At 69.5% G+C, this 21,961-nt stretch carries 23 protein-coding genes and 1 tRNA gene; 14 read left to right on the forward strand and 10 right to left on the reverse strand.

From position 1 onward, the window contains the following. The first annotated feature begins 48 nt into the window (after positions 1 to 48). Entirely contained in the window at positions 49 to 459 is a 411-nt protein-coding gene (locus ASE34_RS14075; protein WP_056279641.1) for a DUF6157 family protein, read from the forward strand. Positions 460 to 461: 2 nt separating this feature from the next. On the opposite strand, the gene ASE34_RS14080 is transcribed toward ASE34_RS14075, so the two are convergent. Further along, positions 462 to 2,135, reverse strand: a complete 1,674-nt coding sequence (locus ASE34_RS14080; protein ID WP_056279643.1) for an ABC-F family ATP-binding cassette domain-containing protein — start codon at positions 2,133 to 2,135, stop codon at positions 462 to 464. 258 nt (positions 2,136 to 2,393) lie between these two features. Next, entirely contained in the window at positions 2,394 to 3,050 is a 657-nt protein-coding gene (locus tag ASE34_RS14085; protein ID WP_230100402.1) for an alpha/beta hydrolase, read from the reverse strand. A gap of 113 nt (positions 3,051 to 3,163) precedes the next feature. Here ASE34_RS14085 and ASE34_RS14090 point away from each other — a divergent pair, with 113 nt between their 5' ends. After that, positions 3,164 to 3,763 (forward strand): DUF4916 domain-containing protein, encoded by a 600-nt coding sequence (locus ASE34_RS14090; RefSeq protein WP_053097566.1) that lies wholly within the window; start codon positions 3,164 to 3,166, stop codon positions 3,761 to 3,763. Between the two features lie 24 nt (positions 3,764 to 3,787). On the opposite strand, the gene ASE34_RS14095 is transcribed toward ASE34_RS14090, so the two are convergent. Next, the gene (locus tag ASE34_RS14095) at positions 3,788 to 4,855 is read right to left on the reverse strand and encodes a threonine aldolase family protein (RefSeq protein ID WP_056279645.1); all 1,068 of its coding nucleotides are present in this window, start codon (positions 4,853 to 4,855) and stop codon (positions 3,788 to 3,790) included. A gap of 92 nt (positions 4,856 to 4,947) precedes the next feature. On the opposite strand from ASE34_RS14095, the gene ASE34_RS14100 reads away from it, so the two are divergent. After that, the gene (locus ASE34_RS14100) at positions 4,948 to 6,486 is read left to right on the forward strand and encodes an MFS transporter (protein ID WP_056279647.1); all 1,539 of its coding nucleotides are present in this window, start codon (positions 4,948 to 4,950) and stop codon (positions 6,484 to 6,486) included. 51 nt (positions 6,487 to 6,537) lie between these two features. Here the strand turns inward: ASE34_RS14100 and ASE34_RS14105 are convergent, their stop codons facing one another. After that, entirely contained in the window at positions 6,538 to 7,179 is a 642-nt protein-coding gene (locus ASE34_RS14105; RefSeq protein ID WP_056279649.1) for an SDR family NAD(P)-dependent oxidoreductase, read from the reverse strand. A gap of 111 nt (positions 7,180 to 7,290) precedes the next feature. Then, positions 7,291 to 8,730 carry a DUF6421 family protein gene (locus ASE34_RS14110; protein ID WP_056279651.1) on the reverse strand — a complete coding sequence of 480 codons (1,440 nt, stop codon included), beginning with the start codon at positions 8,728 to 8,730 and terminating at the stop codon, positions 7,291 to 7,293. A 72-nt stretch (positions 8,731 to 8,802) separates the two neighbouring features. Between ASE34_RS14110 and ASE34_RS14115 the strand changes: the two genes are divergently transcribed. After that, positions 8,803 to 9,267 (forward strand): Lrp/AsnC family transcriptional regulator, encoded by a 465-nt coding sequence (locus ASE34_RS14115; RefSeq protein ID WP_053097561.1) that lies wholly within the window; start codon positions 8,803 to 8,805, stop codon positions 9,265 to 9,267. 16 nt (positions 9,268 to 9,283) lie between these two features. Here ASE34_RS14115 and ASE34_RS14120 read toward each other — a convergent pair whose 3' ends face one another. Further along, the gene (locus ASE34_RS14120) at positions 9,284 to 10,327 is read right to left on the reverse strand and encodes an ArsR/SmtB family transcription factor (protein WP_082586669.1); all 1,044 of its coding nucleotides are present in this window, start codon (positions 10,325 to 10,327) and stop codon (positions 9,284 to 9,286) included. Between the two features lie 45 nt (positions 10,328 to 10,372). Between ASE34_RS14120 and ASE34_RS14125 the strand changes: the two genes are divergently transcribed. From ASE34_RS14125 to ASE34_RS14140, 4 genes are read left to right on the forward strand one after another with little or no spacing between them, the layout of a single operon-like run. Beyond that, positions 10,373 to 10,735: a cupin domain-containing protein gene (locus ASE34_RS14125; RefSeq protein WP_082586670.1), complete on the forward strand. Its 363-nt coding sequence runs from the start codon at positions 10,373 to 10,375 to the stop codon at positions 10,733 to 10,735. A gap of 23 nt (positions 10,736 to 10,758) precedes the next feature. After that, a complete protein-coding gene (locus tag ASE34_RS14130) occupies positions 10,759 to 11,049 on the forward strand; it encodes a DUF4287 domain-containing protein (protein ID WP_053097560.1) in 291 nt (96 codons plus the stop codon). A 56-nt stretch (positions 11,050 to 11,105) separates the two neighbouring features. Next, positions 11,106 to 11,750, forward strand: coding sequence for a dihydrofolate reductase family protein (locus ASE34_RS14135; protein ID WP_056279653.1), 645 nt, complete (start codon positions 11,106 to 11,108; stop codon positions 11,748 to 11,750). A gap of 45 nt (positions 11,751 to 11,795) precedes the next feature. Continuing rightward, a complete protein-coding gene (locus tag ASE34_RS14140; protein ID WP_056279655.1) occupies positions 11,796 to 12,773 on the forward strand; it encodes a 1,4-dihydroxy-2-naphthoate polyprenyltransferase in 978 nt (325 codons plus the stop codon). A gap of 30 nt (positions 12,774 to 12,803) precedes the next feature. Here the strand turns inward: ASE34_RS14140 and ASE34_RS14145 are convergent, their stop codons facing one another. Both ASE34_RS14145 and ASE34_RS14150 read right to left on the reverse strand, forming a co-directional pair. Further along, on the reverse strand, positions 12,804 to 13,088 hold the full coding sequence (locus ASE34_RS14145; RefSeq protein WP_053097557.1) for a DUF4229 domain-containing protein: 285 nt from the start codon (positions 13,086 to 13,088) through the stop codon (positions 12,804 to 12,806). 39 nt (positions 13,089 to 13,127) lie between these two features. Beyond that, positions 13,128 to 14,021 carry a hypothetical protein gene (locus ASE34_RS14150; RefSeq protein WP_056279657.1) on the reverse strand — a complete coding sequence of 298 codons (894 nt, stop codon included), beginning with the start codon at positions 14,019 to 14,021 and terminating at the stop codon, positions 13,128 to 13,130. Between the two features lie 153 nt (positions 14,022 to 14,174). On the opposite strand from ASE34_RS14150, the gene ASE34_RS14155 reads away from it, so the two are divergent. From ASE34_RS14155 to ASE34_RS14175, 5 genes are all read left to right on the forward strand, one after another. Next, positions 14,175 to 15,155, forward strand: a complete 981-nt coding sequence (locus ASE34_RS14155) for a glycosyltransferase family 2 protein (protein ID WP_056279659.1) — start codon at positions 14,175 to 14,177, stop codon at positions 15,153 to 15,155. Continuing rightward, on the forward strand, positions 15,152 to 16,510 hold the full coding sequence (locus tag ASE34_RS14160) for a polysialyltransferase family glycosyltransferase (RefSeq protein ID WP_056279661.1): 1,359 nt from the start codon (positions 15,152 to 15,154) through the stop codon (positions 16,508 to 16,510). The genes ASE34_RS14155 and ASE34_RS14160 overlap by 4 nt, the downstream gene beginning before the upstream one ends. 6 nt (positions 16,511 to 16,516) lie before the next feature. Next, a complete protein-coding gene (locus tag ASE34_RS14165; RefSeq protein ID WP_414855537.1) occupies positions 16,517 to 17,746 on the forward strand; it encodes a cytidylyltransferase domain-containing protein in 1,230 nt (409 codons plus the stop codon). An 85-nt stretch (positions 17,747 to 17,831) separates the two neighbouring features. Beyond that, the gene (locus ASE34_RS14170; protein WP_056279662.1) at positions 17,832 to 18,704 is read left to right on the forward strand and encodes an N-acetylneuraminate synthase family protein; all 873 of its coding nucleotides are present in this window, start codon (positions 17,832 to 17,834) and stop codon (positions 18,702 to 18,704) included. Beyond that, positions 18,701 to 20,092, forward strand: a complete 1,392-nt coding sequence (locus ASE34_RS14175) for a DUF6716 putative glycosyltransferase (protein WP_056279664.1) — start codon at positions 18,701 to 18,703, stop codon at positions 20,090 to 20,092. Before ASE34_RS14170 ends, ASE34_RS14175 begins: the two co-directional genes overlap by 4 nt. Positions 20,093 to 20,126: 34 nt before the next feature. Here ASE34_RS14175 and ASE34_RS14180 read toward each other — a convergent pair whose 3' ends face one another. Then, positions 20,127 to 21,062, reverse strand: a complete 936-nt coding sequence (locus ASE34_RS14180; protein WP_056279666.1) for a hypothetical protein — start codon at positions 21,060 to 21,062, stop codon at positions 20,127 to 20,129. Positions 21,063 to 21,198: 136 nt separating this feature from the next. On the opposite strand from ASE34_RS14180, the gene ASE34_RS17845 reads away from it, so the two are divergent. Beyond that, positions 21,199 to 21,274 (forward strand) — tRNA-Met (locus ASE34_RS17845). 17 nt (positions 21,275 to 21,291) lie between these two features. Here the strand turns inward: ASE34_RS17845 and ASE34_RS14185 are convergent. After that, positions 21,292 to 21,903: a TetR/AcrR family transcriptional regulator gene (locus ASE34_RS14185; RefSeq protein ID WP_056279668.1), complete on the reverse strand. Its 612-nt coding sequence runs from the start codon at positions 21,901 to 21,903 to the stop codon at positions 21,292 to 21,294. Positions 21,904 to 21,961 lie beyond the last annotated feature (58 nt).

Consider the following 21,961-nt stretch of genomic DNA (forward strand, 5'->3'; position numbering starts at 1 on the left):
ACCGACATCGGGGTCGGCATTGTCCGAGGGTGCGGGCATGCTGTAGGCATGGCGACGCACACCACGAACTACGCGAGCACGTTCATCGAGGTCGCAGAAGACTGTCCCGTCGACCACGCCGAAGAGCCGCCGACGGGTGAGAGGCCCACGATCGCCGCACTGCACTATCGACTGATCGCGCAGGAGCCGTATGCGCGCACCTCCGACGACGTGATCTTCACCACGCATGCGCTGCGTGCCGGGATCGACCCCGACGACTCCGCCGCACGCGAGGCGTTCTTCTCGAAGGGGCAGCCCTGCCTGCGCTCATCACCGCTGGGAAAACGCTACGGGTGGGGGATCGCCCACGACGCCGAGGGGCGGGTCGCGCTCGTCCCTCGAGAATCCGAGGACTACACCCTGCTCGCCGCCGACCCCGCGATCGCCCATACCCGGGCGATGCGGAGCCGACGGGCGTGAGCTCACCTCGAGGTCAGTGAGCCGTCGACGTCGATCTCGAGCGTGAGTCCCAGGTCGAGACGCGCGAGGAACGCATCGTCATGACTCACGACCAGCACCGCCCCGCGGTATGCCCGGAGCGCCTCGACCAGCTGATCGACCGTGTCGATGTCGAGGTTGTTCGTCGGCTCGTCCAGCACCACGAGGTGGGGTGCGGGGTCCGAGAGCAGCAGTTTCGCCAGAGCCACGCGGAACCGCTCCCCGCCTGACAGAGCGGCGACAGGTCGCTCCGCGGTGGCCCCTCGGATGAGGAACCGTGCGAGGCGATTGCGCAGCTCCTTCTCGGGCACCTGCGGTGCGGCATCCGCGATGTTCTCGAATACCGACCGGTTCTCGTCGAGCCCGTCGACGCGCTGCGGCAGGTAGCCGATCCGGTCGGTGAGAGCTGTCGCGACGAGGCGCGCTCCGGAGCTCCGGAGATCCGCGTCGTCACCTGACGGATCGGGCCGGTCCGCGTCGAGTGGCAGCGCTTCTCCGGAGTCGTGGCCGACGTCGGCCACGAGCCGTTCGAGCAGCGTGGTCTTTCCGGCGCCGTTGCGCCCGATCAGCGCGACCCGGTCGGGGCCCTGGATGATCCACGACCTCTCGCCGTCGCCGATCGTCGCGATGCGACGACTGCGAGACACCTGTGGATCCGGCAGCTCGATCTTCATCGACGCGTCGGACCTCAGGCGCCGCCCCGCCTCGTCGAGCGCGGTGCGGGCGGCATCCTCCTTCGCCCCGACCTCCGTGCGCAGCCTGCCCGCCGACACCTCGGCCGCCATTTTGCGCCCGTGGGCCACGATCTTCGGCACGCGCTTCTCGATCTCGGCCTTCTTGGCGGTGCGCGCTCGGTGGGCGAGCTTGACCTCGGCCTCGATGCGCTGGCGCTTCTCCTTGCGGAACTCCTGTTTCGCCGTCACCTCCGCCTGCCTCGCGGCATCCTGCTCGGCGTCCAACCAGGCGCGCCATTCGGAGTACGGCCCGCCGAACACGCTCAGCGTCTGGGCGTAGAGCTCGGCGGTGTCGTCCATCAGTTCGAGCAGCGACAGGTCGTGGCTGACAACGATGAGTGTGCCCTTCCACGAGCGGACCATCGCCGCGAGTCTCGCGCGGGCGTCGCGGTCGAGATTGTTGGTCGGTTCGTCGAGCAGGGTGATCGGCGCGCGCCGGAGACGGATGCCGGCGATCGCGACCAGCACGGCCTCACCACCCGACAGCTCGCCGACCCTCCGGTCGAGGAACTCGGGGGCGAGCCCGGCGTCTGCCAGGGACATCTCGGCGCGCGCTTCGATGTCCCACTCGTCGCCGACCGTGTCGAAGTGCACCTGATCGACGTCGCCCGCGCCGATCGCACGGACGGCATCGAGGGCGGGAGCCACTCCGAGAAGATCGGCGACCCGGCGGTCGACGTCGAGTGTGAGCTGCTGCGGCAGGTAGGCGACCTCGCCGGTGGTGGTGAGGTGCCCGGCCGTCGGGGTCAGCTCGCCCGCCATCAGCCGCAGCAGCGTGGACTTGCCGGCGCCGTTGCGACCGACGAGGCCGGTGCGACCGGAGCCGAATGATCCGGAGACCGAGTCGAGCGCTGACGTGCCGTCGGGCCAGGTGAAGGTGAGTCGATCGAGGGTGACCGATGAATGAAGAGTGGGGACTGACATGGTGTCTCCTGTCCAGTGCGAGGGTGCACTGACACCGGTCGCCCGATGGGCCCGTCTGAGCGGGTCGCTGTCGAAGGACAGCGGGCGGTGGTCTGCCGTGGAGTCGGCGATCGTCGGGTCAGCGCGCGGAAAGATGAGCGCGGAGGCGACGGATCAGATCAAAGGACTTCCAGACACGGCGGACAGGACTCAACGACGATACCCGGGCGTGTCGGAGTTTCGCAACCCCGGGCGTGTCGCGGCTGCGTGCGGGGGCGGTCACGCCTCGACGGCGCGTTCCAACCACTTCGTGAGGAACGCGCGCACGTCTCGGAGCTCCTCCTCCGAGATGCTGTGCGTGAGCCCGGTGTAGACGCGTCCGGACAACTCGGAGTGCGCCGGAAGCCACTCGGCGGTGTGCGCGACCAGCGCCTGGGGGATCACCTGGTCGTTCGTGCCTCGGCCCCAGAAGACGTGCGGTCGCGCCTCGGTCAGCGCATCGTCGCCCGGCAGCTCGCCGGGCGCTGCGTAACCGCTGAGGGCCACCACGGTGTCGATGCTCCCGGGCGCGAGTCGCATGGCCTGCACGGCGACGGCGGCACCCTGCGAGAACCCGAGAAGGGCCACGGCAGGGGCGTCGGCCCTGGCATCGTCGAGCCAGCGCAGGAACGCCTCTGCCGCGACGGTGACGGATGCCGAGCTGCGGCCGTCGAGACCCTCGATGGCGTACCACGAGCGCCCGGGCATCGGCCACGGGGGAGCGAGCGGGGCGGCGACGGACGCGACCACGATGCCGTCCGGCAGGTAGGGGACGAGCCCGAACAGGTCGTGCTCGTCGGCGCCGTATCCGTGCAGCAGCACCAGCAGCGGCATCCCCGCGCGATCTTCCGTCGACCAGCGCGTGAGGAGCCCGTCGATCATCAGTTCTTCGCTCACGGTCCCATCCTGCCAGCGCCGTCCGACACCCGCAGGAGACGATCATCGGATCGTATGCCGGTCGTGGCCTCAAGTCGGTGTTCGCCGGAGGGCGCTGCTGGTAGAAAGGAGACATGGCCGTCCGCACACCTGATCCCGACCCCGAGCCCGACGACGGCATGGAGGGCTTCGGCGCCGCACAGCCCTCGCGTGACTCCAACCCGGGGTGGTTGAGCGACTTCGAGCTGGCGGAGGCGAGACGCCATCTGCCCATGCTCTACGTCGAGGCGATCCCGGTGAGGACCGATGGCTCCGGGCAGGTGACCGAGATCGGCATCCTGCTGCGTTCGACGCCCATGGGCGAGATGACGCGCACCATCGTCTCGGGGCGAGTGCGGTTCGGCGAGACGATCCGCGATGCGCTGTTCCGCCATGTCGAGAACGATCTGGGCCCGATGGCGTTCCCGCTGCTGCCGCCGCAGCCGCTGCCCTTCACGGTCGCCGAGTACTTCCCGATCCCGGGGGTCAGCGCCTACCACGATGACCGTCAGCATGCCGTCTCGCTCGCGTTCGTGGTGCCGGTCACCGGCACGTGCGAGCCGCGCCAGGATGCACTCGAGGTCACCTGGTTCTCGCCCGAGGCCGCGGCATCGGACGCCGTCGCCGCCGAGATGGAGGGCGGGCGAGGCACCCTCATCCGCCTGGCTCTCGCGAACCTCGGTCTGCTGCGCTAGCCGCTCCGCTCAGTCCCGCTCAGCTCAGCGTGTCGTGAGGCGCGCGAGCTCTGCGACGAACTCGTCGACGTCGGACTCCTCGGTGTCGAAGCCGCACATCCACCGCACCTCGTTGCGCGCGGCATCCCAGTCGTAGAAGCGGAACTTCTCGCGCAGCTGGTCGGCGATGCCATCGGGCAGCTGCGCGAACACGCCGTTCGCCTGGGTCGGCTGCGTGAACGAGACGCCGGTGATCTCACCGGCCGCGATGCCGGCCTCGATCGCCCCGCGCAGCCGCTGCGCCATGGCGTTCGCGTGCTGGGCGTTGCGCAGCCACAGGTCTCCTTCGAGCAGCGCGATGAGCTGGGCGGAGACGAAGCGCATCTTCGACGACAGCTGCATGTTGAATTTGCGGGAGTACTGCAGTCCGTTCGATGCCTCGGGGTTCAGCACCACGATGGCCTCGCCGAGCATGGCGCCGTTCTTCGTGCCGCCGAAGCTGAGCACGTCGACGCCGGCGTCGCGGGTGAACGCGCGCAGCGGCACGTCGAGGGCTGCGGCCGCGTTCGAGATGCGCGCGCCGTCGAGGTGCAGGGTCATGCCGCGTTCGTGCGCGTGATCGGCGAGAGCCCGGATCTCGTCGACGGAGTAGAGGGTGCCGAGCTCGGTCGACTGGGTGATCGAGACCACGAGCGGCTGCGCGCGGTGCTCGTCGCCCCAGCCCCAGGCCTCGCGGTCGACGAGCTCGGGCGTGAGCTTGCCGTCCTCGGTCGGCACGGCGAGGATCTTGAATCCGCCGATCTTCTCGGGCGCTCCGCCCTCGTCGACGTTGATGTGCGCGGAGGATGCCGCGATGACGGCTCCCCAGCGGGGCAGCATCGACTGCAGGCCGGTGACGTTCGCACCCGTGCCGTTGAACACCGGGAACGCCTGGACGCCCTCGCCGAAGTGGGCGCGGAACACCTCCTGCAGACGGGCGGTGTAGGCGTCCTCGCCGTACGCGACCTGGTGGCCGCCGTTCGCCGCTGCGATGGCCGCGAGGACCTCGGGGTGGACGCCGGAATAGTTGTCGCTGGCGAAGCCCCGGACCGCGGGGTCATGCTGAATAGTCACCGCACAAGCCTACGGGCGGATGCCGAGCCCGGCGTCCCCCGGCCGGCATACCGCTCTAGCGAATGTCCGAGGCCCCGCCTACCCTCTCATTCATGGAGCGCAGCGCTGCGAAGACCGCCTTCGCGAACGTCCTCGTCAACACGCTCATCGCGAACGTGACGACGAGCTTTCTGTGGTTCGCGCTGACCTTCTGGGTCTACATCGAAACGCAGTCCGTGCTCGCGACCGGCGTCATCGGCGGCGCGTACATGCTGTTCATCGCCTTCTTCGCGATGATCTTCGGCACCATCGTCGACCGCAATCGCAAACACACGGTGATGCTGCTCTCGAGCTTCATCTCGGCGGTCGCCTTCCTGATCGCCGGCGTTCTGTACGTCTGGCAGCCGGAGGCGGCGCTGCTCGACCTCGGCGGTCCGTGGTTCTGGCTGTTCTCGGCGATCATCCTGTTCGGCGGGGTGATCGAGCAGCTCCGCAACATCGCGCTCTCGACGACCGTCACGCTGCTCGTCCCCGAAGATCGACGGGCCAACGCCAACGGCCTGGTCGGCACGGTGCAGGGTCTGGCCTTCCTCGTGACCAGCGTCTTCTCCGGGCTGTCCATCGGCTTCCTGGGCATGGGGTGGACGCTCGCGATCGCGATCGGCGCGATGGTGCTGACCTTCGTGCACCTGCTCTTCATCCGCATCCCCGAGGGGGCGCCGCAGCCAGACCCCGATGCGAAGAGCGCCCTCGACTTCCGCGGCAGTGTGGCGGCGATCCGGCTGGCCCCCGGACTGTTCGCGCTGATCATCTTCTCGACGTTCAACAACCTCATCGGCGGCGTGTACATGGCGCTGATGGATCCGTACGGTCTCACGCTCTTCGACGCGCAGATGTGGGGCTTCGCGCTGGCGTTCGCGTCGACCGGGTTCCTGATCGGCGGCGGGCTCGTGGCGAAGTTCGGCCTCGGGGCGAAACCCATGCGCACCCTGCTGCTCGTCGTGATCGCGATGGGCATCCTAGGGTCGGTGTTCATGCTGCGCGAATGGTGGCCGCTCTACGTCGTCGGCATGTGGATCTACATGGCCCTCGTGCCGCCCGTCGAGGCGGCCGAGCAGACCATCATCCAGAAGGTCGTCCGCTATGACAGGCAGGGGCGTGTGTTCGGCGTCGCCGCGGCGATGGAGGCCGCAGCCGCTCCGATCACGGCATTCCTCATCGCGCCGATCGCGGAGTTCCTGATCATCCCGTACATGAGGACGCCCGAGGGGCAGCAGCAGTGGGAATGGCTGCTGGGTGAGGGTGAGGCTCGGGGCATCGCCCTGATCTGCCTGTTCGCGGGCATCATCATGGTGATCGCCGCGACGCTGGCCTTCTTCACGAAGTCGTATCGCAAGCTCACCGAGCTCTACGCGAACGCGCCGGAGCAGAATCCCGGCGACGGCGAACCCGACGGCGACGGCGACGGCGCACCGGACGACGCAGGCGAGAACACGGGCGGCGGCACGGGCACCGGCGCCGAGTGGAACGCGGACGCGGTGGCCGAGGGCCGAGCGGATTCCGCGGAGGACCGCAGCGTCGATGCGCGCGTCGCGGATGCTCCGCCGCCCCTCCGAGGGCTCCCTCCTGAGGTGCCGGAGGCGCGCCGCTAGCGGAACGGCGTCATCAGCCGAACGCGTCGGCAGCGGAACGGGCTGCGGCGTTCAGTCGAGCGTGATGATCCGGTCGTTGAGATCGGCGGCGTCCGTATCCCACAGTGTGAGCACCTGCGGCGCGAGCGAGTCCGGGTCCAGTGCCTTGGCGCGGAAGACGACCGATGCCGCGCGCAGGGGCTCGACGGCATCCCGCGCTGCCTTCGCGAAGCCCTGCGCCACCGCGCGCGTCCACGCCTCGCTCGCGGCCTTGACGGCAGCGTAGTTCGCGCCTCCCGCCAGAGGGCGACCGACCGCTGTCGACGAGACGATCGCGAAACGTCCGGCGTCAGAGGCGCGCAGCAGGGAGTCGAAGGCGCGGCTGGTGGCGCGCACCGCATCGAACGCGGGCATAAGCGCGTGCAGGTCGTCGTCGGTCTGCCCGGCGAGGCCCCCTCCGCCGCGCCAGCCGCCGACCAGCGGGATCACGGCGTCGATCGCCTGCAGGCGGGAAGCGAGTTCCGTCATCGACGCCAGCGAGGTCGCGTCGGCCACCTCGACCTGTGCGCCGAGTGCGTCGAGCGCGTGCAGCCGTTCTGAAGATCGGCCGGTGGCGACGACGCGCGCGCCGGCGTCGACGAGTGCTCGCGCCAGGGCGAGGCCAGACGGGCTGGTGGCTCCGGCGAGGAGGATCGTGCGGTCGGTGACGCTCATGTGCTCAACTCTCGTGACGAAACAGTTCTGCGGCCACCCCGGGCAGGAATGGCCGCAGACGCTGCGTCCGGTCGCACCACACGATCGGACCCCAGAAATGCGCGATTCGAGTCAGTCGTCGGTGCCCCGGATGCCGACGGTCGACTCGATGAGCGCCTTCATCTTCTTGTCGAGGGTCTCGAAGAACATCGACAGCGGGAACTCGTCGTCCATCACGGCATCCGTGTAACCCTTCGGCGCGCCGGCGAGGATCTCGTCCGACAGTCCGCGGGCCCACTGCGATGCCGGGTGCGGCGTGAGCGTGCCGCGCACGAGGTCGTACGCGGCGAGCCAGTGCGCGACCTTCGGGCGGTCGATCGAGTGCCAGTACAGGTCATCGATCGCGTCGCCCAGAGCCACGACGGCATCCGGCACGTTGTCCCAGTCGAAGGTGAGCGCCGTGTCGGTCCAGTGCAGCACGCCGCGCTGGTGCAGCCAGGCGAACAGCAGCTGTCCGCCGACGGCGTCGTAGTTGCGCGTGCGGGTGCCGGTGATCGAGAAGCGGAAGATCCGGTCGAAGATCACCGCGTACTGCACGAGGTGCGCGTAGTCGTGCATCTCCTGCTCGGTCTCGGTGAGCTCCTCACCCGCGGCGATGCGGGCCGCGAGGGTGCGCTCGATGTTCACCGACTCGCGGAACGCCGTCATGTCGCAGCGCATCTCCTCGAGCGAGTAGAGGAAGAACGGCATCCGCTGCTTGATCATGAACGGGTCGAAGGGCAGGTCGCCGCGCATGTGGGTGCGGTCGTGGATGATGTCCCACATGACGAAGGTCTTCTCAGCCACCTGCTGATCGTCGAGCATCGCGCTCGCGCGCTCAGGCAGGTCGAGGTTGGTGATCGCGGCAGCGGCGCGGGTGACCCGGCGGTAGCGTGCGGCCTCGCGGTCCTGGAAGATCGCGCCCCATGTGAACGAGGGGATCTCGCGCATCGCGACGGTCTCGGGGAACAGCACGGCCGAGTTGGTGTCGTAGCCGGGCGTGAAGTCGACCAGACGCAGCGAGACGAACAGCTTGTTGCCGTAGTCGCCGGCCTCGAGGGCGGCGATGAACTCGGGCCAGATCGTCTCGACGATCAGCGCCTCGACGAGTCGGTCGCTCGATCCGTTCTGCGTGTACATCGGGAAGACGACCAGGTGGCGGATGCCGTCGACGCGGTGCTGCTGCGGCTGGAACGCCAGGAGCGAGTCGAGGAAGTCCGGCACGCCGAAGCCCTCCGAGACCCAGCGGTCGAAGTCGACGACGGAGGCGGCGAGGTACTCGGCGTCGTGCGGGAAGGCGGGAGCGAGTGCGCGGATGCCGGCGGTGATCGCGGCGACGAGGTCGCGCGCCGCGGCGTGGTGCGCGGCATCCGGGATCGATCCGTCCTTGATCTGCATCTCGCGGATCGCGATCGCGGCGTCCTTGAGCTGAGCCCAGGCGACGCTCTGCTCGGCGATCGATGCGTCCTCGACGACCTCGGGTTCGCCGACGATGGCCTGAACAGCGGTGCTGTGGGCAGAAATGATGGACATCGGGACCTCCGATCGGAGAGTTTGACGGAAAGATTCCGGCATATACGGAATCCTGACGATAATATTACATCTATGGATGACTCTGTCGACCGCGCGATCCTGGCCGAGATCTCACGAGACGGCCGTGCGACACTGTCCCAGTTGTCCGATGCTGTCGGCCTCTCCGTGTCGGCCGTGCAGTCACGTCTGCGTCGCCTCGAGACGCGCGGGATCATCACCGGCTACCGCGCGATCCTCGACCCCGAACTCGTCGGCACGCCCCTGTCCGCCTTCATCGAGATCACGCCGCTCGACCCGGCGCAGCCCGACAACGCCCCCGAGCTTCTCGAACACCTCGACGCGATCGAGGCGTGCCACTCGATCGCGGGAGACGCCAGCTACATGCTGTTCGTGCGGGTCGCCTCGCCCCGCGCGCTGGAAGAGCTCGTGCGCGACATCCGGCTGGCCGCGAACGTGAGCACCCGCACCACGGTCGTGCTGCAGACCTACTACGAGCACCGGCCGATCATCTCGGTCGCGCCGGACGCATCCGCATAGAGCGGACGCGCGGTGCTCACAGGGCGGCGCCGACCATCGCCTCGCCGAGGGGCGTGCGCAGATGCAGCATCCTCGCGCCGTCGCGCTCGCTCGAGATCAGTCCTGCGTCGCGCAGCACGGTGAGGTGGTGGGATGCGGTCGACACCGCGATTCCCGCGTCCTGAGCGACTTGCGAGGTCGTGCGGGACGTGCCGGCTCCCAGGAGGATGCCGGCGCGAGCGGGGCCGAGGAGGGCGCCCAGCGCCCCGGAGATCTCGGCGGCGTCCCTCGACCAGCCGGCGGTCACCCCGCGCGCCGGGTAGAACAGCGTGGGTTGCGCCGGCGGCTCGGTGAGCACCATGCACCCCCATGTCGACATCACCGACGGAACGAGCACCAGCCCGCTTCCGTGGCAGTCGACGACCTCGCTGTGGCGGCGCAGCGAGACGCGCACGGCTCCGTCGCCCCAGGTCACTTTCGGGTGGAGGCCCCCGGCCATCTCTCTGATCCCCGACGTGGCGATCACTCGCGATCGGACCGCGATGTCGGCTCGCAGCAGCCGATCCAGCTGCGGCCAGACCGGCGCCAGTGCGGCATCCCACATCTCCGACCAGGCGTCTGCGATCATCGCCCGCGCTCGTTCGGGCTGCTGCTGCATGTCGCGCAGTGCGCGTCGGCGAGCGCCGGTCGAGCGGATGACCATCTTGCCGAGGTCGACGCGCAGTGGATCGAGGGGTGCGCTGCGCAGCGCCGACAACTCGGTCTCCGGTGTCATGTCCCATGCGGGGGCGGTCGTGAAGAAGTCGGGAAGATAGCCGTCATCGCCGACGACGACGGCGAGCAGGCGGAAGCTCTCGCGAGGCAGCCGATCGCGCACGGCGCGCAGCCATCCCCACTGCAGGGGATGCTGGGCCGGCCGCAGCAGCACGCGCACGGCGTGGGCGAGCTCATGCCCGGGGGATATGCCGAATCGCACCGCCTGGATGTCTCCGGGGCTCAGATGGAACTCCACGCGGTGGTCGGGATGCTCGACGCCCTCGCGTGGTGTGCCGGCACCTGCGACGACAGAGTTTCGATCCACATCGAAACTCTAGGTCGTTCATCACGGCCTGTCGAGACTGGGCTCATGAACACCACGTCATCTGCTCTCGCAGCCGTCGCCGCAGCGGACATCCGCATCGGAACCGGGAACAGCCGACGCTTCGTCGGCGCGGATCACGGTGCGGCCATCTCCTACTTCTACGTCGAGAATCAGCCCGGCGACGGGCCCGGGCTGCACTGGCATCCCTACCCTGAGACGTGGGTGGTGCTCGAAGGCACGGCGCGCATCACGGTGGGCGCGGACACGATCGTCGCCTCCGCCGGTGACACGGCCACGGGCCCGGCCTTCGTGCCACACTCCTTCACGAACATCGGTCGCGGAACGCTGCGCCTCATCGGCATCCATGCGTCCGCCACGATCATCCAGACCTTCCTCTCCGAGGACTGACCCACGACACACCAGGAGCACCCATGTCCTTCCAGGCATACCTCGACAAGGTCGAGACGCAGACCGGCCTCACCCCGCGGCAGTTCATCGAACTGGCGAAGGAGCAGGGCTTCGACGAGACGACCAAGTCCACCGTCGTCCTCAACTGGCTCAAGCAGGACTACGGTCTCGGGCACGGGCATGCCCAGGCGATGGTCCACGTGATACTCAAGGGGCCGAAGATCAGCGACAAGCACGTCGGCAAGGGCGGCGCGCACGGCGATGCGTCCGACACGCTCTGGCTCGACGGCAAGGACACCAACCCCGACGGCTGATCCCGCCCGCCACCGCACGACCGAGAACACCCAGAACACCGCACCGAGGAGCCCGTATGGCAGTCCGCATCGATCTCAACGTCTCCCTCGACGGATTCGCGACGACCACCGACCAATCACCCGAGAATCCGTTCGGCGAGGACTGGTCGCGTCTGGTCGCGGCGTACACCGCGACGCGGACGTTCCGCAGCCGCGTGCTCGGCGACACGTCGGGTGCCGGCACGACCGGCATCGACGAGAGATACGCCCAGGAGTACTTCGAGGGCGTCGGCGCCGAGATCATGGGTGCCGGGATGTTCGGTCTGCACCAGAACCCCGATGACACCGAGTGGCGCGGATGGTGGGGCGACGAGCCGCCGTTCGAGGTGCCGGTCTTCGTGCTCACGCATGCACGGCGCGAGCCGATCGAGTTCGCCAACGGGACCGTCTTCCACTTCCTCGAGACGACCCCGGAGGAGGCGCTCGCCCGGGCTGCAGCGGTGGCCGGCGACCGGGACGTGCGCGTCGGCGGCGGCATCGACGTCGTGCGGCAGTTCCTGCGCAGGGGCCTGGTCGACCGGCTGCACCTTGCGGTCAACCCGCTCGTGATCGGAAGCGGGCAGCGCATCTGGGACGGACTGCGCGGCATCGAGAACGACTACGAGCTGCGTTCCGAGGTGGCCGAGAGCGGTGTCATCCATCTGAACTTCCGCCGAGACTGAGGCGCAGAGGGGGCGTCCATCGGCGCCCCCACTAGGATTCCCTGCGTGGCAGCATCCTCGAAGCGCAAGAAGAATCAGCCCCATGTGAGCGGCAATCCCGCGAAGCGGGCGAGCGGCAATCCGGCGACCCAGACCGCCATCGACGCCGGGCCCGTCACAGTCCGCGACTGGATCGGCGCCGCACGGCTGCGCACTCTGCCGCTCGCCGTCGCCCCCGTCGTCATCGGCACCGGCGCCGCACGCAGCACCGGTCCGGAGTTCCACTGGGTGATCGCGCTCGCGTGCCTCGCGGTCGCCGTGCTGCTGCAGGTCGGCGTCAACTTCGCGAACGACTACAGCGACGGCATCCGGGGCACCGATGCCGTGCGCGTCGGCCCGGCCCGCCTGACGGCATCCGGTCGGGTGAAGCCCCGCACCGTGCTCGTCGCCGCGTTGGTCTTCTTCGCACTCGCTGCGGCGGTCGGGGTCGCGATCGTGGTCCGCACCGAGCAGTGGTGGATGCTGGCCATCGGCGCCGCGTGCATCATCGCCGCGTGGTTCTACACCGGCGGCAAGAGGCCCTACGGGTACAACGCTCTCGGCGAGGTGTTCGTCTTCATCTTCTTCGGCCTCGTCGCGACGCTCGGCACGACGTGGGTGCAGGCGTTCGAACTGCCCCAGCAGGCGTGGCTCGGGGCGATCGCGGCGGGCCTCTTCGCCTGCGCCGTGCTCCTCGCCAACAACCTGCGCGACATCGATCAGGATCGCCTGGTCGGCAAGCGCACGCTGACGGTGCTGATCGGCAAGCGCGCGACCCAGGTGCTCTTCACGCTGTTCGTGATCGTGCCCTTCGGCATCCTCGCGTTCATCGCGCTGCTGTACCCGATCGCGTGGATCGGGCTGCTCGCGCTGCTCGCCGGGCTCCCGGCCATCCTGATCGTCTGGACCTATCGTCAGGCGAAGGAGCTCGTCACGGCCCTGGCGCTGACATCGCTGACCGCACTGCTCTATGCCGGTGCGTTCTTCTGGGCCCTCGCCGGCTGAGCCGCCGATCGAACCGGCTGGCGCTGTGCGTCAGGCCCTCTCGGCGCCGTCGATCGCGTCGTCCTCGACGTCGGCGTCCTTCTGCGCGGCGGAGCTCTTGCCTTCGCGGCGCTCGACGATCCGGGCCGAGGCGTCGGTGAGCGGCCGGCGCAGGAACAGCATCGAGATGCTCACGCCGATGAGCGCGGCGAAGATCGCGGCGAGCCACCAGTACTCGCGGAAGATCGGGAAGAAGAACCACATGATCGCCAGCGGCACGAGGAAGGCCAGCAGACGCAGCACGGTGTAGACGAGGAAAGGTGCACGGTTCTTCACCTGCCCAGTCTACGTTCGCGACCTGAGGGGTCAGCTGTGTCAGCCGTCGATGCCCAGCGTCCGGAACGGGATGCCGCGCACGACGCGCTTCCACGGGTGCTCGCCGAGCGACCACAGCAGCTTCTCGTCGAGGTCGAGCGCGAGGTCCTCGCAGCCGACGGGCAGCGGCACCCGGTCGCGTGCCAGCGAATCGCGGTTCCCCGTCCACAGGACGCCGGGTCGCATGTGATCCGACTGCGAGACGAAGTGCCGGTCACCCCAGCGGACGGCGCCCTGCATGTGCGTGATCCCGGGCGAGAAACGGCTGATCTCGCGGAACTCGTCGCCATCGCCGTCCGGCACGGAGAACTCGCCGATGCGTCCCTCGTCGTCGCGGGTGTACTCGCCGATGAGCACCCTCCGCAGGGGCACTCCCTCGTCGTCGTAGACGCGGCCGAGGTACGAGCAGCGGAGGTCGAGCGGGTGCACGCGGGTGCGCACCGCGACGAGCGCGGTGGCCCGCAGACCGCGTCCCCGCGCGCCGGCGAGGCGTCGCGCCTCCGGGCCGCGGACGCGCCGGATGTCGGCGAGGTCGAACTCCCAGATGCCACGGCCGGTGGCTGCGACGAACAGGCGGTCGTCGAACCACGCGAGTCCGCCGGCGTGGATCCGGGCGGGCTGGAGCTCACCGTCCTCGTCGATCGCGAGCAGCACGTCGAGATGTCGGGAGCGCTCGAGGTCGACGAACGCGACCCGCGATGCCAGGTGGTGTCCGTCGAGCTGCTGCCGGAACCAGCTCACGGCGAGAGTCCGACGCCCTTGCCACAGGCCCAGGTCGATGCCCTGCGGGTACCAGCGGCGGGTCCAGGTGCGGGCGCTCAGCCACCGCAGGTCGACCGTGCTGCGGCGCTTCTGCCGCACCGGGCGCCACGTCGTTCCGAACGGCCAGAGCATGCTCCCATCGTCGCCGATCCCCGGGCGCGGTGCGAATCCGGCATCGCCACGCCGGGGTCGACCGAGATCACGTCACCGCGCGTTCACCCGCAGGCCGCCGACCGGCAAGGAGCGCCTGAGAGCATTCCGACACCGTCGACCCGGGGGAGTTCTGTGCGCACACCGCTCGTGACCGTCATCCTGCCCGCCAAGGACGCAGGCGCCTACATCGGCACGACGCTCGAGACGCTGACACGGCAGTTCGACGATCCCGCGGCGCTCAAGCTCGTGGCGATCGACGACGGCTCCCGTGATGACACCGGCATGCTCATGCGTCGATACGCCGAGCGCTTCCCGCATGCCGAGGTCATCGTCAACGCCCGGCCGAAGGGGCTCGCGAGCGCCCGCAACCAGGGGCTCGAGCGGGTCGACGGCGACGCGTTCTGCTTTCTCGACGGCGACGACTGGATGCAGCCGGGGCGGCTCTCGGTGCTGGTGCGCCGACTGCATGAGCTGCGCTGCGACATGCTCCGCACCGATCACGTCACCGTGAAGGACGGCGTGCGCACCCTGGTGCCGGCGCCTCACCCGTGGCGCGAGGCGGTCGGCTCTCCGCGCGACGCGATCCTGCCCGAGAACGAGCCGACCATGGTCGACTATCCGTTCGCGTGGGCCGGCATCCTGCACCGTCGCCTGATCGACGAGGGAATCGCGGGGTTCACACCCGGCCTGTTCACCGCCGAGGATCGTCCGTGGATCTGGCGTCTGCATCTGCAGGCCCGGTCGTTCGCGGTGGTCGACGCTCCTGCCCTGCTCTACCGCCGGGGGGTGTCGACATCGCTGACCCAGGTGCGCGACCGCCGCCAACTGGACTTCGTGCGGGCGATGGGCGAGGTGCTCGACATCGTCGAGGCGGATGCCGAGGCCGACCGCTTCCTCCCGAAGGCCGTGTGGAGCGTGATGGCCCTCTCGTCCCGGCACCTGGTGCGATCGAGGCGGATGACGCCGTCGCTGCGCGCCGAGATGCGCGCGGGCCTCCGCGGGCTGCTGGCCCGCCTGCCCCAGAGTGAGACGACGGCCGTGCTGTCGCGCCTCGACGGGCCGCGTCGCCGAGTGCTCGCCCCGCTGCTGCGTGCGGTCGGACGTGCGGCATGACCCAGCTCTTCGCGGTGCACAGCGCCTATGGGCTCGCCACCGTCGCCGCCGCGCTCGACGGCGGGCTGCTCGGCGAGCATGGCGAGCGCGTGCTCGTGCCGTTCGTGTCCTCGCGGGTGCCCGAGACGTCCGTGGGCATCGTCGCCGACCCGGCGCTCGCGAGCCTCCGCGACCGGTTCGACCGGATCGAGGATCTCGACGCGCTGCTCGGTCCGCTGCATCCGAGCTCCTGGAAGCCGGATGCCGCCGACCTGCCGCTGCTGCGGCGACTGCTGACGAGGGCATGGGGGATCGACCCCGGCGACCTCGAACTGCTCGTGCAGAGCCCGCAGGTCGCCCCGGCGCGCGTCCTGATGCAGATCTTCCCTCATGCGCGTCTCACGATCATCGGCGACGGGCTCATGACGTACTCGCCGATGCGGGTGCGGATGCCGCACACGATCACCGCTCGGATCGGCCGCGTCGTGCACGTCGACGTGGTGCCGGGGGTCACACCGCTGGTGGGTTCGCCCGTCGCGACGCCGGTGCCGGTCTCACCCGATCTGTTCCGGGCGGTGCTCGCCGAGACCGCCGAGGCGGTCGACGACACGGCGGAGCTCGAGAGCGCGCTCGACGGAGAGCCGACAGTGCTCGTCCTCGGCCAGTACCTGTCCGCCCTCGGCCTGGTCGGCGAGCGCGAGGAGATCGCGCTGCAGAAGGAGATGATCGATCGTGCGGCCGGCCGGCGACCACAGCACATCGTCTTCAAGCCGCACCCGTCGGCGCCGCCTCGGCTCAGCGACGCGCTGCGCGACCGAGCAGCGGTCCACGGCATCGACTTCCGCGAGTACCGCGGCGCGCTCGCCGCAGAGGCGCTGGCCGAGCGGGTCGATGCCAGGGCCGTCATCGCCGGATTCTCGACGGCGCTGCCGACCGTCCAGACCCTGTTCGGTCGAGAGATCGAGGCGGTGGGCACCGACACCGTGCTCGCACGTCTGACCCCGTACGAGAACAGCAACCGGGTGCCTGCGACGATCGTGGACGCGCTGACCAGGCCGGACTCCCCGTATCGCGATCCGGCGCGCATGCAGCTCCTGATCGACGCGGTCGGCTACGTCATGCAGCCCGTCGTCGCCGCACACCTCCGCGATCGTGCCGAGCAGCTGCTCTCCGGCATCCGCCCGTCCGATCGCGATCGCTACTTCGCGCCCGAGAGGCTGATCGAACTGCGGTTGCCCGGGGCCCCGCGCGAGACGGCGATCCGTCGCGTGCTGCGCCCGGTGGGCGGCATCGGTCGAGTCGAGCAGGTGCGGCTCACCGTGCTCGCCGCGCGGCGCAGACTCTCGCGTGCCTGGCGCGTGCTCAGAGGGCGATGACGGACGATGACGGGCGATGACGGCGAGGGGACGAGCGGCATGATCGAGCAGCAGCAGCAGCAGCAGCAGCAGCAGAGGACGGATGTCGGCAGGGTCGTCGCGATCATCCCGGCGCGTGGCGGGTCGAAAGGCGTGCCGCGCAAGAACCTGCGCCGTGTGGGCGGTGTGCCTCTCATCGAACGCGCCGTGCGCACGGCGCTGGAGGCCGAGGGGATCGACCTCGTGGTGGTGTCGACCGACGACGACGAGATCGCGGCGGTGAGCGAGGCGGCCGGGGCGCGAGTCGTGCGGCGACCGACCGCGATCTCCGGCGACACGGCGTCGTCGGAGTCGGCCATCCTGCATGCTCTCGACGAGCTCGCCGCCGGGGGAGACCGGGCTGACGTGGTGGCCTTCCTGCAGGCGACATCGCCGTTCATCCCGCGCGAGGCCCTGTCTCGTGCCGTGCGCGAGGTGAGCGCGCGTCGGGCGGACAGCGTGTTCGCGGCCCATGAGACTTACGGATTCCTCTGGGCACGCAGCGCGGATGCCGACGCAGCCGTCGCACTCAACCACGACGCCGCGCGTCGCCCGCGTCGCCAGGATCGCGAGCCGCACTACCTCGAGACGGGCGCGTTCTACGTCTTCCGCGCTGACGGCTTCCGTGAGGCGGAGCACCGCTTCTTCGGCCGCATCCGCGTCGCCGAGGTGCCCGAATGGACGGCGATCGAGATCGACGACGAGCAGCAGCTCCGCATCGCCCGAGCGCTCGCCGCCCTTCACGAGAGCCCGGACCGGGTGCCGGTGCGAGCGATCGTGACCGACTTCGACGGCGTGCACACCGACGACACGGCGACGGTCGACGCCGACGGCATCGAACGGGTGCGGGTGAGCCGGGAAGACGGCATGGGGGTGTCGCTGCTGCGGCGGGCCGGCATCCCGATGCTGATCCTCTCCACCGAGGTCAACGCGGTGGTGCGGGCTCGGGCCGACAAGCTGCGCGTTCCGGTGCTGCACGGCATCGACGACAAGGAGTCCGCGCTGCGCGGGTGGGCCGAGGAGGTCGGCATCGCGCTGGCCGACATCGCGTACCTGGGCAACGACGTGAACGACCTGCCGGCGCTGCGCATCGTCGGCTGGCCGGTGGCGGTGGCCGACGCGCATCCGCTGGTGCTCGAGGCCGCCAGGGTCGTGCTGACGCGCCGGGGCGGCCACGGCGCCGTCCGCGAGCTGATCGAACGGGTGTTGCCCGCCTGACCGGTGCCGGTAACCCTCCTGTCGTTCGGCGTTCACCCCCGGCGCGTACTCAGGAGAGAAGGCCATTTCGACGACCGGAGGAACCATGACTGTCAGCATCGGCTCACGCGTGATCGGCGGCGGTCACCCCGCCTATGTCATCGCGGAGATCGGCCTCAACCACAACGGCGACGTCGACCTCGCCAAGCGCCTGATCGACGTCGCGGCGAAGGCGGGAGCCGACGCCGTGAAGTTCCAGAAGCGCACCCCCGAGATCTCCACCCCCGAGCACATGCGCGATGTTCCGCGCGAGACGCCGTGGGGCACCATGAGCTACCTCGACTACCGCCGCCGCGTCGAGTTCGGCCGTGACGAGTACATCGCGATCGGCGATCACGCCACGATGCTCGGGCTCGACTGGTTCGCGTCGCCGTGGGACGTGCCGAGCGTCGCATTCCTCGAAGACCTCAACGTCGTGGCGCACAAGGTCGCCTCCGCGAGCCTGACCGACACCGAGCTGCTCGTCGCGCTGCGCGAGACCGGCAAGCCCGTCATCCTCTCCACCGGCATGTCGACGATCGAGCAGATCGACCGCGCCCTCACGACCCTCGGCACCGACCGGGTGGTGCTGATGCACGCCACCTCGACGTATCCGCTCGAGCCCGAAGAGGCCAACCTGCGCGCGATCGCCACCCTGCGCGACCGCTACCCCGGTGTTCCGGTCGGATACTCGGGCCACGAGCGGGGGCTGCAGATCTCGCTCGCCGCCGTCGCGATCGGAGCGGTGGCCGTCGAACGCCACATCACGCTCGACCGCACGATGTGGGGCTCCGACCATGCGGCATCCCTCGAACCCACCGGACTCGAGCACCTCGTGCGCGACATCCGCGTGATCGAGATGGCTCTGGGCGACGGCGTCAAGCGCGTGTTCGACAGTGAGCGGGCGCCGATGGCCAAGCTGCGCCGCATCCCGGCATGAGCGGATCCGGTTCGCTGCGGGTCGTCGCGATCGCCGACGCCGACTCGTTCGTGAAATGGTCGGCGTCGCTGCTCGGCAGCGTGCCCGGCATCCGTCCGCACCTGCTGCTCGTGCAGACGCCGCTGACCGCCAGCCTCGACCAGCAGCGGAGTGCGCTGGCGGGCACGGGGATGCTGTCCGACGATGTGACCCGCCTGTCCTTCGCGCGCGTGAGCGCCTGGCTCGAGGGCCAGCGCCCTGACGTCGTGCTGCTCGCCGGCCGCGGCCCGTTCGTTCGCCTGTTGGGCCGGGTCGTCGACGGGCTCACCGTGCGACCGGTCGTCGTCGCCGGACTTCCGGGCATGGCCGTTCCCGCGCAGCGCGGTGCCCTCGAGTACCGGCGGAACGCCGATCTGCTCGTCGTGCACTCGCATCGGGAGGAGCGCGCGTTCGCCGAGCTCGGTCGCCGGATCGGCGTGCAGGTGCCGACGGCGCTCGCGACCCTGCCGTTCGCGAGATCCCGATCGCGGATGGTGGCGGCTGATCGGGCACGGGTGATCGCGGCCGAGTCCGGAGGATCGTCCGGAACCCTCGTCGCCGAGAGGCCGGCCGAGCCCCGGGCGGTGCGGATGCCGGCGACCGACATCGTGTTCGCGGCCCAGGCCCTCGTGCCCACCGACCGGGAGGAGCGCGCCGAGATCGCGGCCACCCTCGTGCGCGCGGCCGAAGCGGACCCGAACCGTCGTGTGGTGGTCAAGCTGCGGTCGCGGCCCGGTGAGTCGGAGACGCATCTCGAACGCGACGCGTACCTCGATCTGCTCCCTGCGAGGCGTCCGGAGAACCTCGTCGTCTCCTACGGATCCATGGCACAGGCGCTGTCGACGGCGGCCGGACTCGTCACGGTCAGCTCCACCGCGGCGGTCGAGGCGGTGGCGCAGGGGGTGCCCGTGATCGCCCTCGACTCGTTCGGAGTGAGCAAGAGCCTGTTGAACACAGTGTTCGTCGGCAGCGGTCTGCTGGGCGGGCGCAGTGAGGTCGTGGCCGGGCGCTTCCGGCATCCGCACCCCGTCTGGCTGCGTGACAACTACTTCCACCCCTCGGCCGAGTCGACCTGGTGGGAGCACGTCGAACAGCTCGTCGCGCTGCGCCGCGCCGGGGGGCTCCCGGCGAAGCGCGTGCCGGCGGCCCGCGGTGGCGCGATGCATGAGGCGTGGTATCGCGCGAGTGTGCTCGGGTCGAACGACCGCACACTCCGCGGAACCGCGGCGCTCGCCGTCGGCGTGCCTACCACGGCGCTGCTCGGCGCTCTGCGGCGGGGTCGATCGTCGGCGGGCGGCGGCACCTGGGCCGACGCGTCGACCGATTTCACGCTCGAGCCGAACCCCTTCCACGACTCGATCCGGCGCTGAGGGCGCGGCCGACCCCTCACACGGCTGAGCGCCCTCACGCGGTGGACGGTCGAGGCGCGGCGATCGACGGCGGGTTCGGGTCGTCCCACCGCTGGAAGGTCTGCACCCACCAGAACGTGGCGAACAGGATCAGCGCGACGGCCTCGCCGATCAGCACGACCGGAGTCTCGCCGAAAGCCTGACGGAAGAGCAGAGCCACCACCAGCAGCACGAGGTCGGCGATCATCAGCCCCGAGATCCACCGATAGATCGTGCGCTGTCGGGACGTGGGCGGCGTCTCGTCCGGGTCGAGCGGCCCTCCCGCGTAGAGGATCGGGACGGCTGCGAACACTCCGAAGAACAACAGGGTCGCTGCGAAGTGGATGCTGTTGACCGGCCAGAAGTTGAACGGGAAGTGCTCGTTGACCGCCGGAGCGAATCCGAGCGCCACGACCACGACCGCGGTCACGAGCGCGATGATCGAGACGAGCATCGCCGAGCGATTCGGGGTGCGGGTGCGGCGACGGATCAGCGCCATCGTGACCACGACCGCCACGACCACCACGGAGTAGACGGCGATTCCCGCTTTCGCGCTTGCGACGGCGTCGACGGGGATGCACTCCTGCGCCGTCGGGCACGACATCCGGTCGACCGCGCGCGGATCGGCGATGCCCACGGGAACGATCGCGATGAGCGGCGCGAACACCGCGCACACGTCGAGCAGGGTCGTCGCGCGACTGCGTCCCGAGAGCGCGAGCAGGGCCACGGATGCCGCGATCAGGGTGCCGACGAAGACGTCGTGGACCGGTGTGTAGAAGGCGTGGCTGATCGAGGGCAGCGGGTTCCAGCCGAAGATCAGGGGTGTCCACGACACGACGATGCTCTGCAGCACCACAGCGAAGATCAGCGCGACGACGATGAGAACCAGCGCCAGACGCAGGTAGCGATGCGTCTTCTGTCCGGTCGTGACGGGGGCGTCTGCGGCTGCCATGATCGTGACGGTACACCGCCGGGCCGACGCCGACGTGTGACGCCCCGCGACGGTCCTTGTCATGCGCGGACTCACTCTGTCAATCCCCGCAACGTTCCTGGTCTTCCCGGTCGGGGCCGGGTAGCGTCATTCGCATCGCGGCGATCCGGGCGGTCCTGGGCCTCAGCTCATACCTGATGGCGTTGCGGGTTCGACTCCCGCCGTCGCGTCCACTTCACCGGTGACGCCGTCAGTCCTCGCCGGTGATCCGCGCTTCGACCGGCGCCCATCCGTTCTCGAGCACGGTGAATCCGGCGGCGAGGATCCCGAGCTGGTCGTCGCTCTCGTTGACGAGCAGCTGCATCTGCAGCACGAACCGCGAGTACACGCGGATCTCCGGGGTGGCCAGGGTCAGTCCCAGTTCGACCGCGATCGCATCCGCGAGCGCGTCCTCGTGTCGCAGCCACATCCGGGCGGCGTACTCACGCAGCGCCGGTGTCTCGTTGAGGAACCGCGAGAAGACCTGCGACACCTCCGCGCCGTGCTCGGCGAGGTTCGCGTGCACCTCGGCCGTGTAGAAGTCGTGGATCGCGCGGTTGATGGTGACGCCCGGGGCGCGGTCGCGAACGGCGGAGACGAGCCGGTCCCGCTGCTCGTCGTCCTCGTCGAAGACGAGCGCCTCCTTCTGCGGAAAGTGCGCGAACACCGTCGTCGGGGAGACGTCGGCCGCGTCCGCGACCTCGCGGATGCTGACGTTGTCGAACCCGCGCTCGAGGAACATCATCGTCGCGACGTCGGAGATGTTCTTGCGCGTCGCGGCCTTCTTGCGCTCGCGGCGACCGATCGGCTCAGCGTTCGTCATGCGTCCACGATATCGCGAACCCGATCCGGAACTGGCTTGACAACAAAACTGGTATTGA

The sequence above is a fragment of the Microbacterium sp. Root280D1 genome (assembly GCF_001428975.1).
In the GTDB taxonomy this organism is placed as follows: domain Bacteria; phylum Actinomycetota; class Actinomycetes; order Actinomycetales; family Microbacteriaceae; genus Microbacterium.

Coding starts and splice junctions, on each gene's coding strand:
- ASE34_RS14075 (WP_056279641.1), top strand. CDS start 49: ATGGCGACGCACACCACGAACTACGCGAGCACGTTCATCGAGGTCGCA.
- ASE34_RS14080 (WP_056279643.1), bottom strand. CDS start 2,135: ATGTCAGTCCCCACTCTTCATTCATCGGTCACCCTCGATCGACTCACC.
- ASE34_RS14090 (WP_053097566.1), top strand. CDS start 3,164: ATGGCCGTCCGCACACCTGATCCCGACCCCGAGCCCGACGACGGCATG.
- ASE34_RS14100 (WP_056279647.1), top strand. CDS start 4,948: ATGGAGCGCAGCGCTGCGAAGACCGCCTTCGCGAACGTCCTCGTCAAC.
- ASE34_RS14105 (WP_056279649.1), bottom strand. CDS start 7,179: ATGAGCGTCACCGACCGCACGATCCTCCTCGCCGGAGCCACCAGCCCG.
- ASE34_RS14110 (WP_056279651.1), bottom strand. CDS start 8,730: ATGTCCATCATTTCTGCCCACAGCACCGCTGTTCAGGCCATCGTCGGC.
- ASE34_RS14115 (WP_053097561.1), top strand. CDS start 8,803: ATGGATGACTCTGTCGACCGCGCGATCCTGGCCGAGATCTCACGAGAC.
- ASE34_RS14125 (WP_082586670.1), top strand. CDS start 10,373: ATGAACACCACGTCATCTGCTCTCGCAGCCGTCGCCGCAGCGGACATC.
- ASE34_RS14130 (WP_053097560.1), top strand. CDS start 10,759: ATGTCCTTCCAGGCATACCTCGACAAGGTCGAGACGCAGACCGGCCTC.
- ASE34_RS14135 (WP_056279653.1), top strand. CDS start 11,106: ATGGCAGTCCGCATCGATCTCAACGTCTCCCTCGACGGATTCGCGACG.
- ASE34_RS14150 (WP_056279657.1), bottom strand. CDS start 14,021: ATGCTCTGGCCGTTCGGAACGACGTGGCGCCCGGTGCGGCAGAAGCGC.
- ASE34_RS14160 (WP_056279661.1), top strand. CDS start 15,152: ATGACCCAGCTCTTCGCGGTGCACAGCGCCTATGGGCTCGCCACCGTC.
- ASE34_RS14165 (WP_414855537.1), top strand. CDS start 16,517: ATGACGGGCGATGACGGCGAGGGGACGAGCGGCATGATCGAGCAGCAG.
- ASE34_RS14170 (WP_056279662.1), top strand. CDS start 17,832: ATGACTGTCAGCATCGGCTCACGCGTGATCGGCGGCGGTCACCCCGCC.
- ASE34_RS14175 (WP_056279664.1), top strand. CDS start 18,701: ATGAGCGGATCCGGTTCGCTGCGGGTCGTCGCGATCGCCGACGCCGAC.
- ASE34_RS14180 (WP_056279666.1), bottom strand. CDS start 21,062: ATGGCAGCCGCAGACGCCCCCGTCACGACCGGACAGAAGACGCATCGC.
- ASE34_RS14185 (WP_056279668.1), bottom strand. CDS start 21,903: ATGACGAACGCTGAGCCGATCGGTCGCCGCGAGCGCAAGAAGGCCGCG.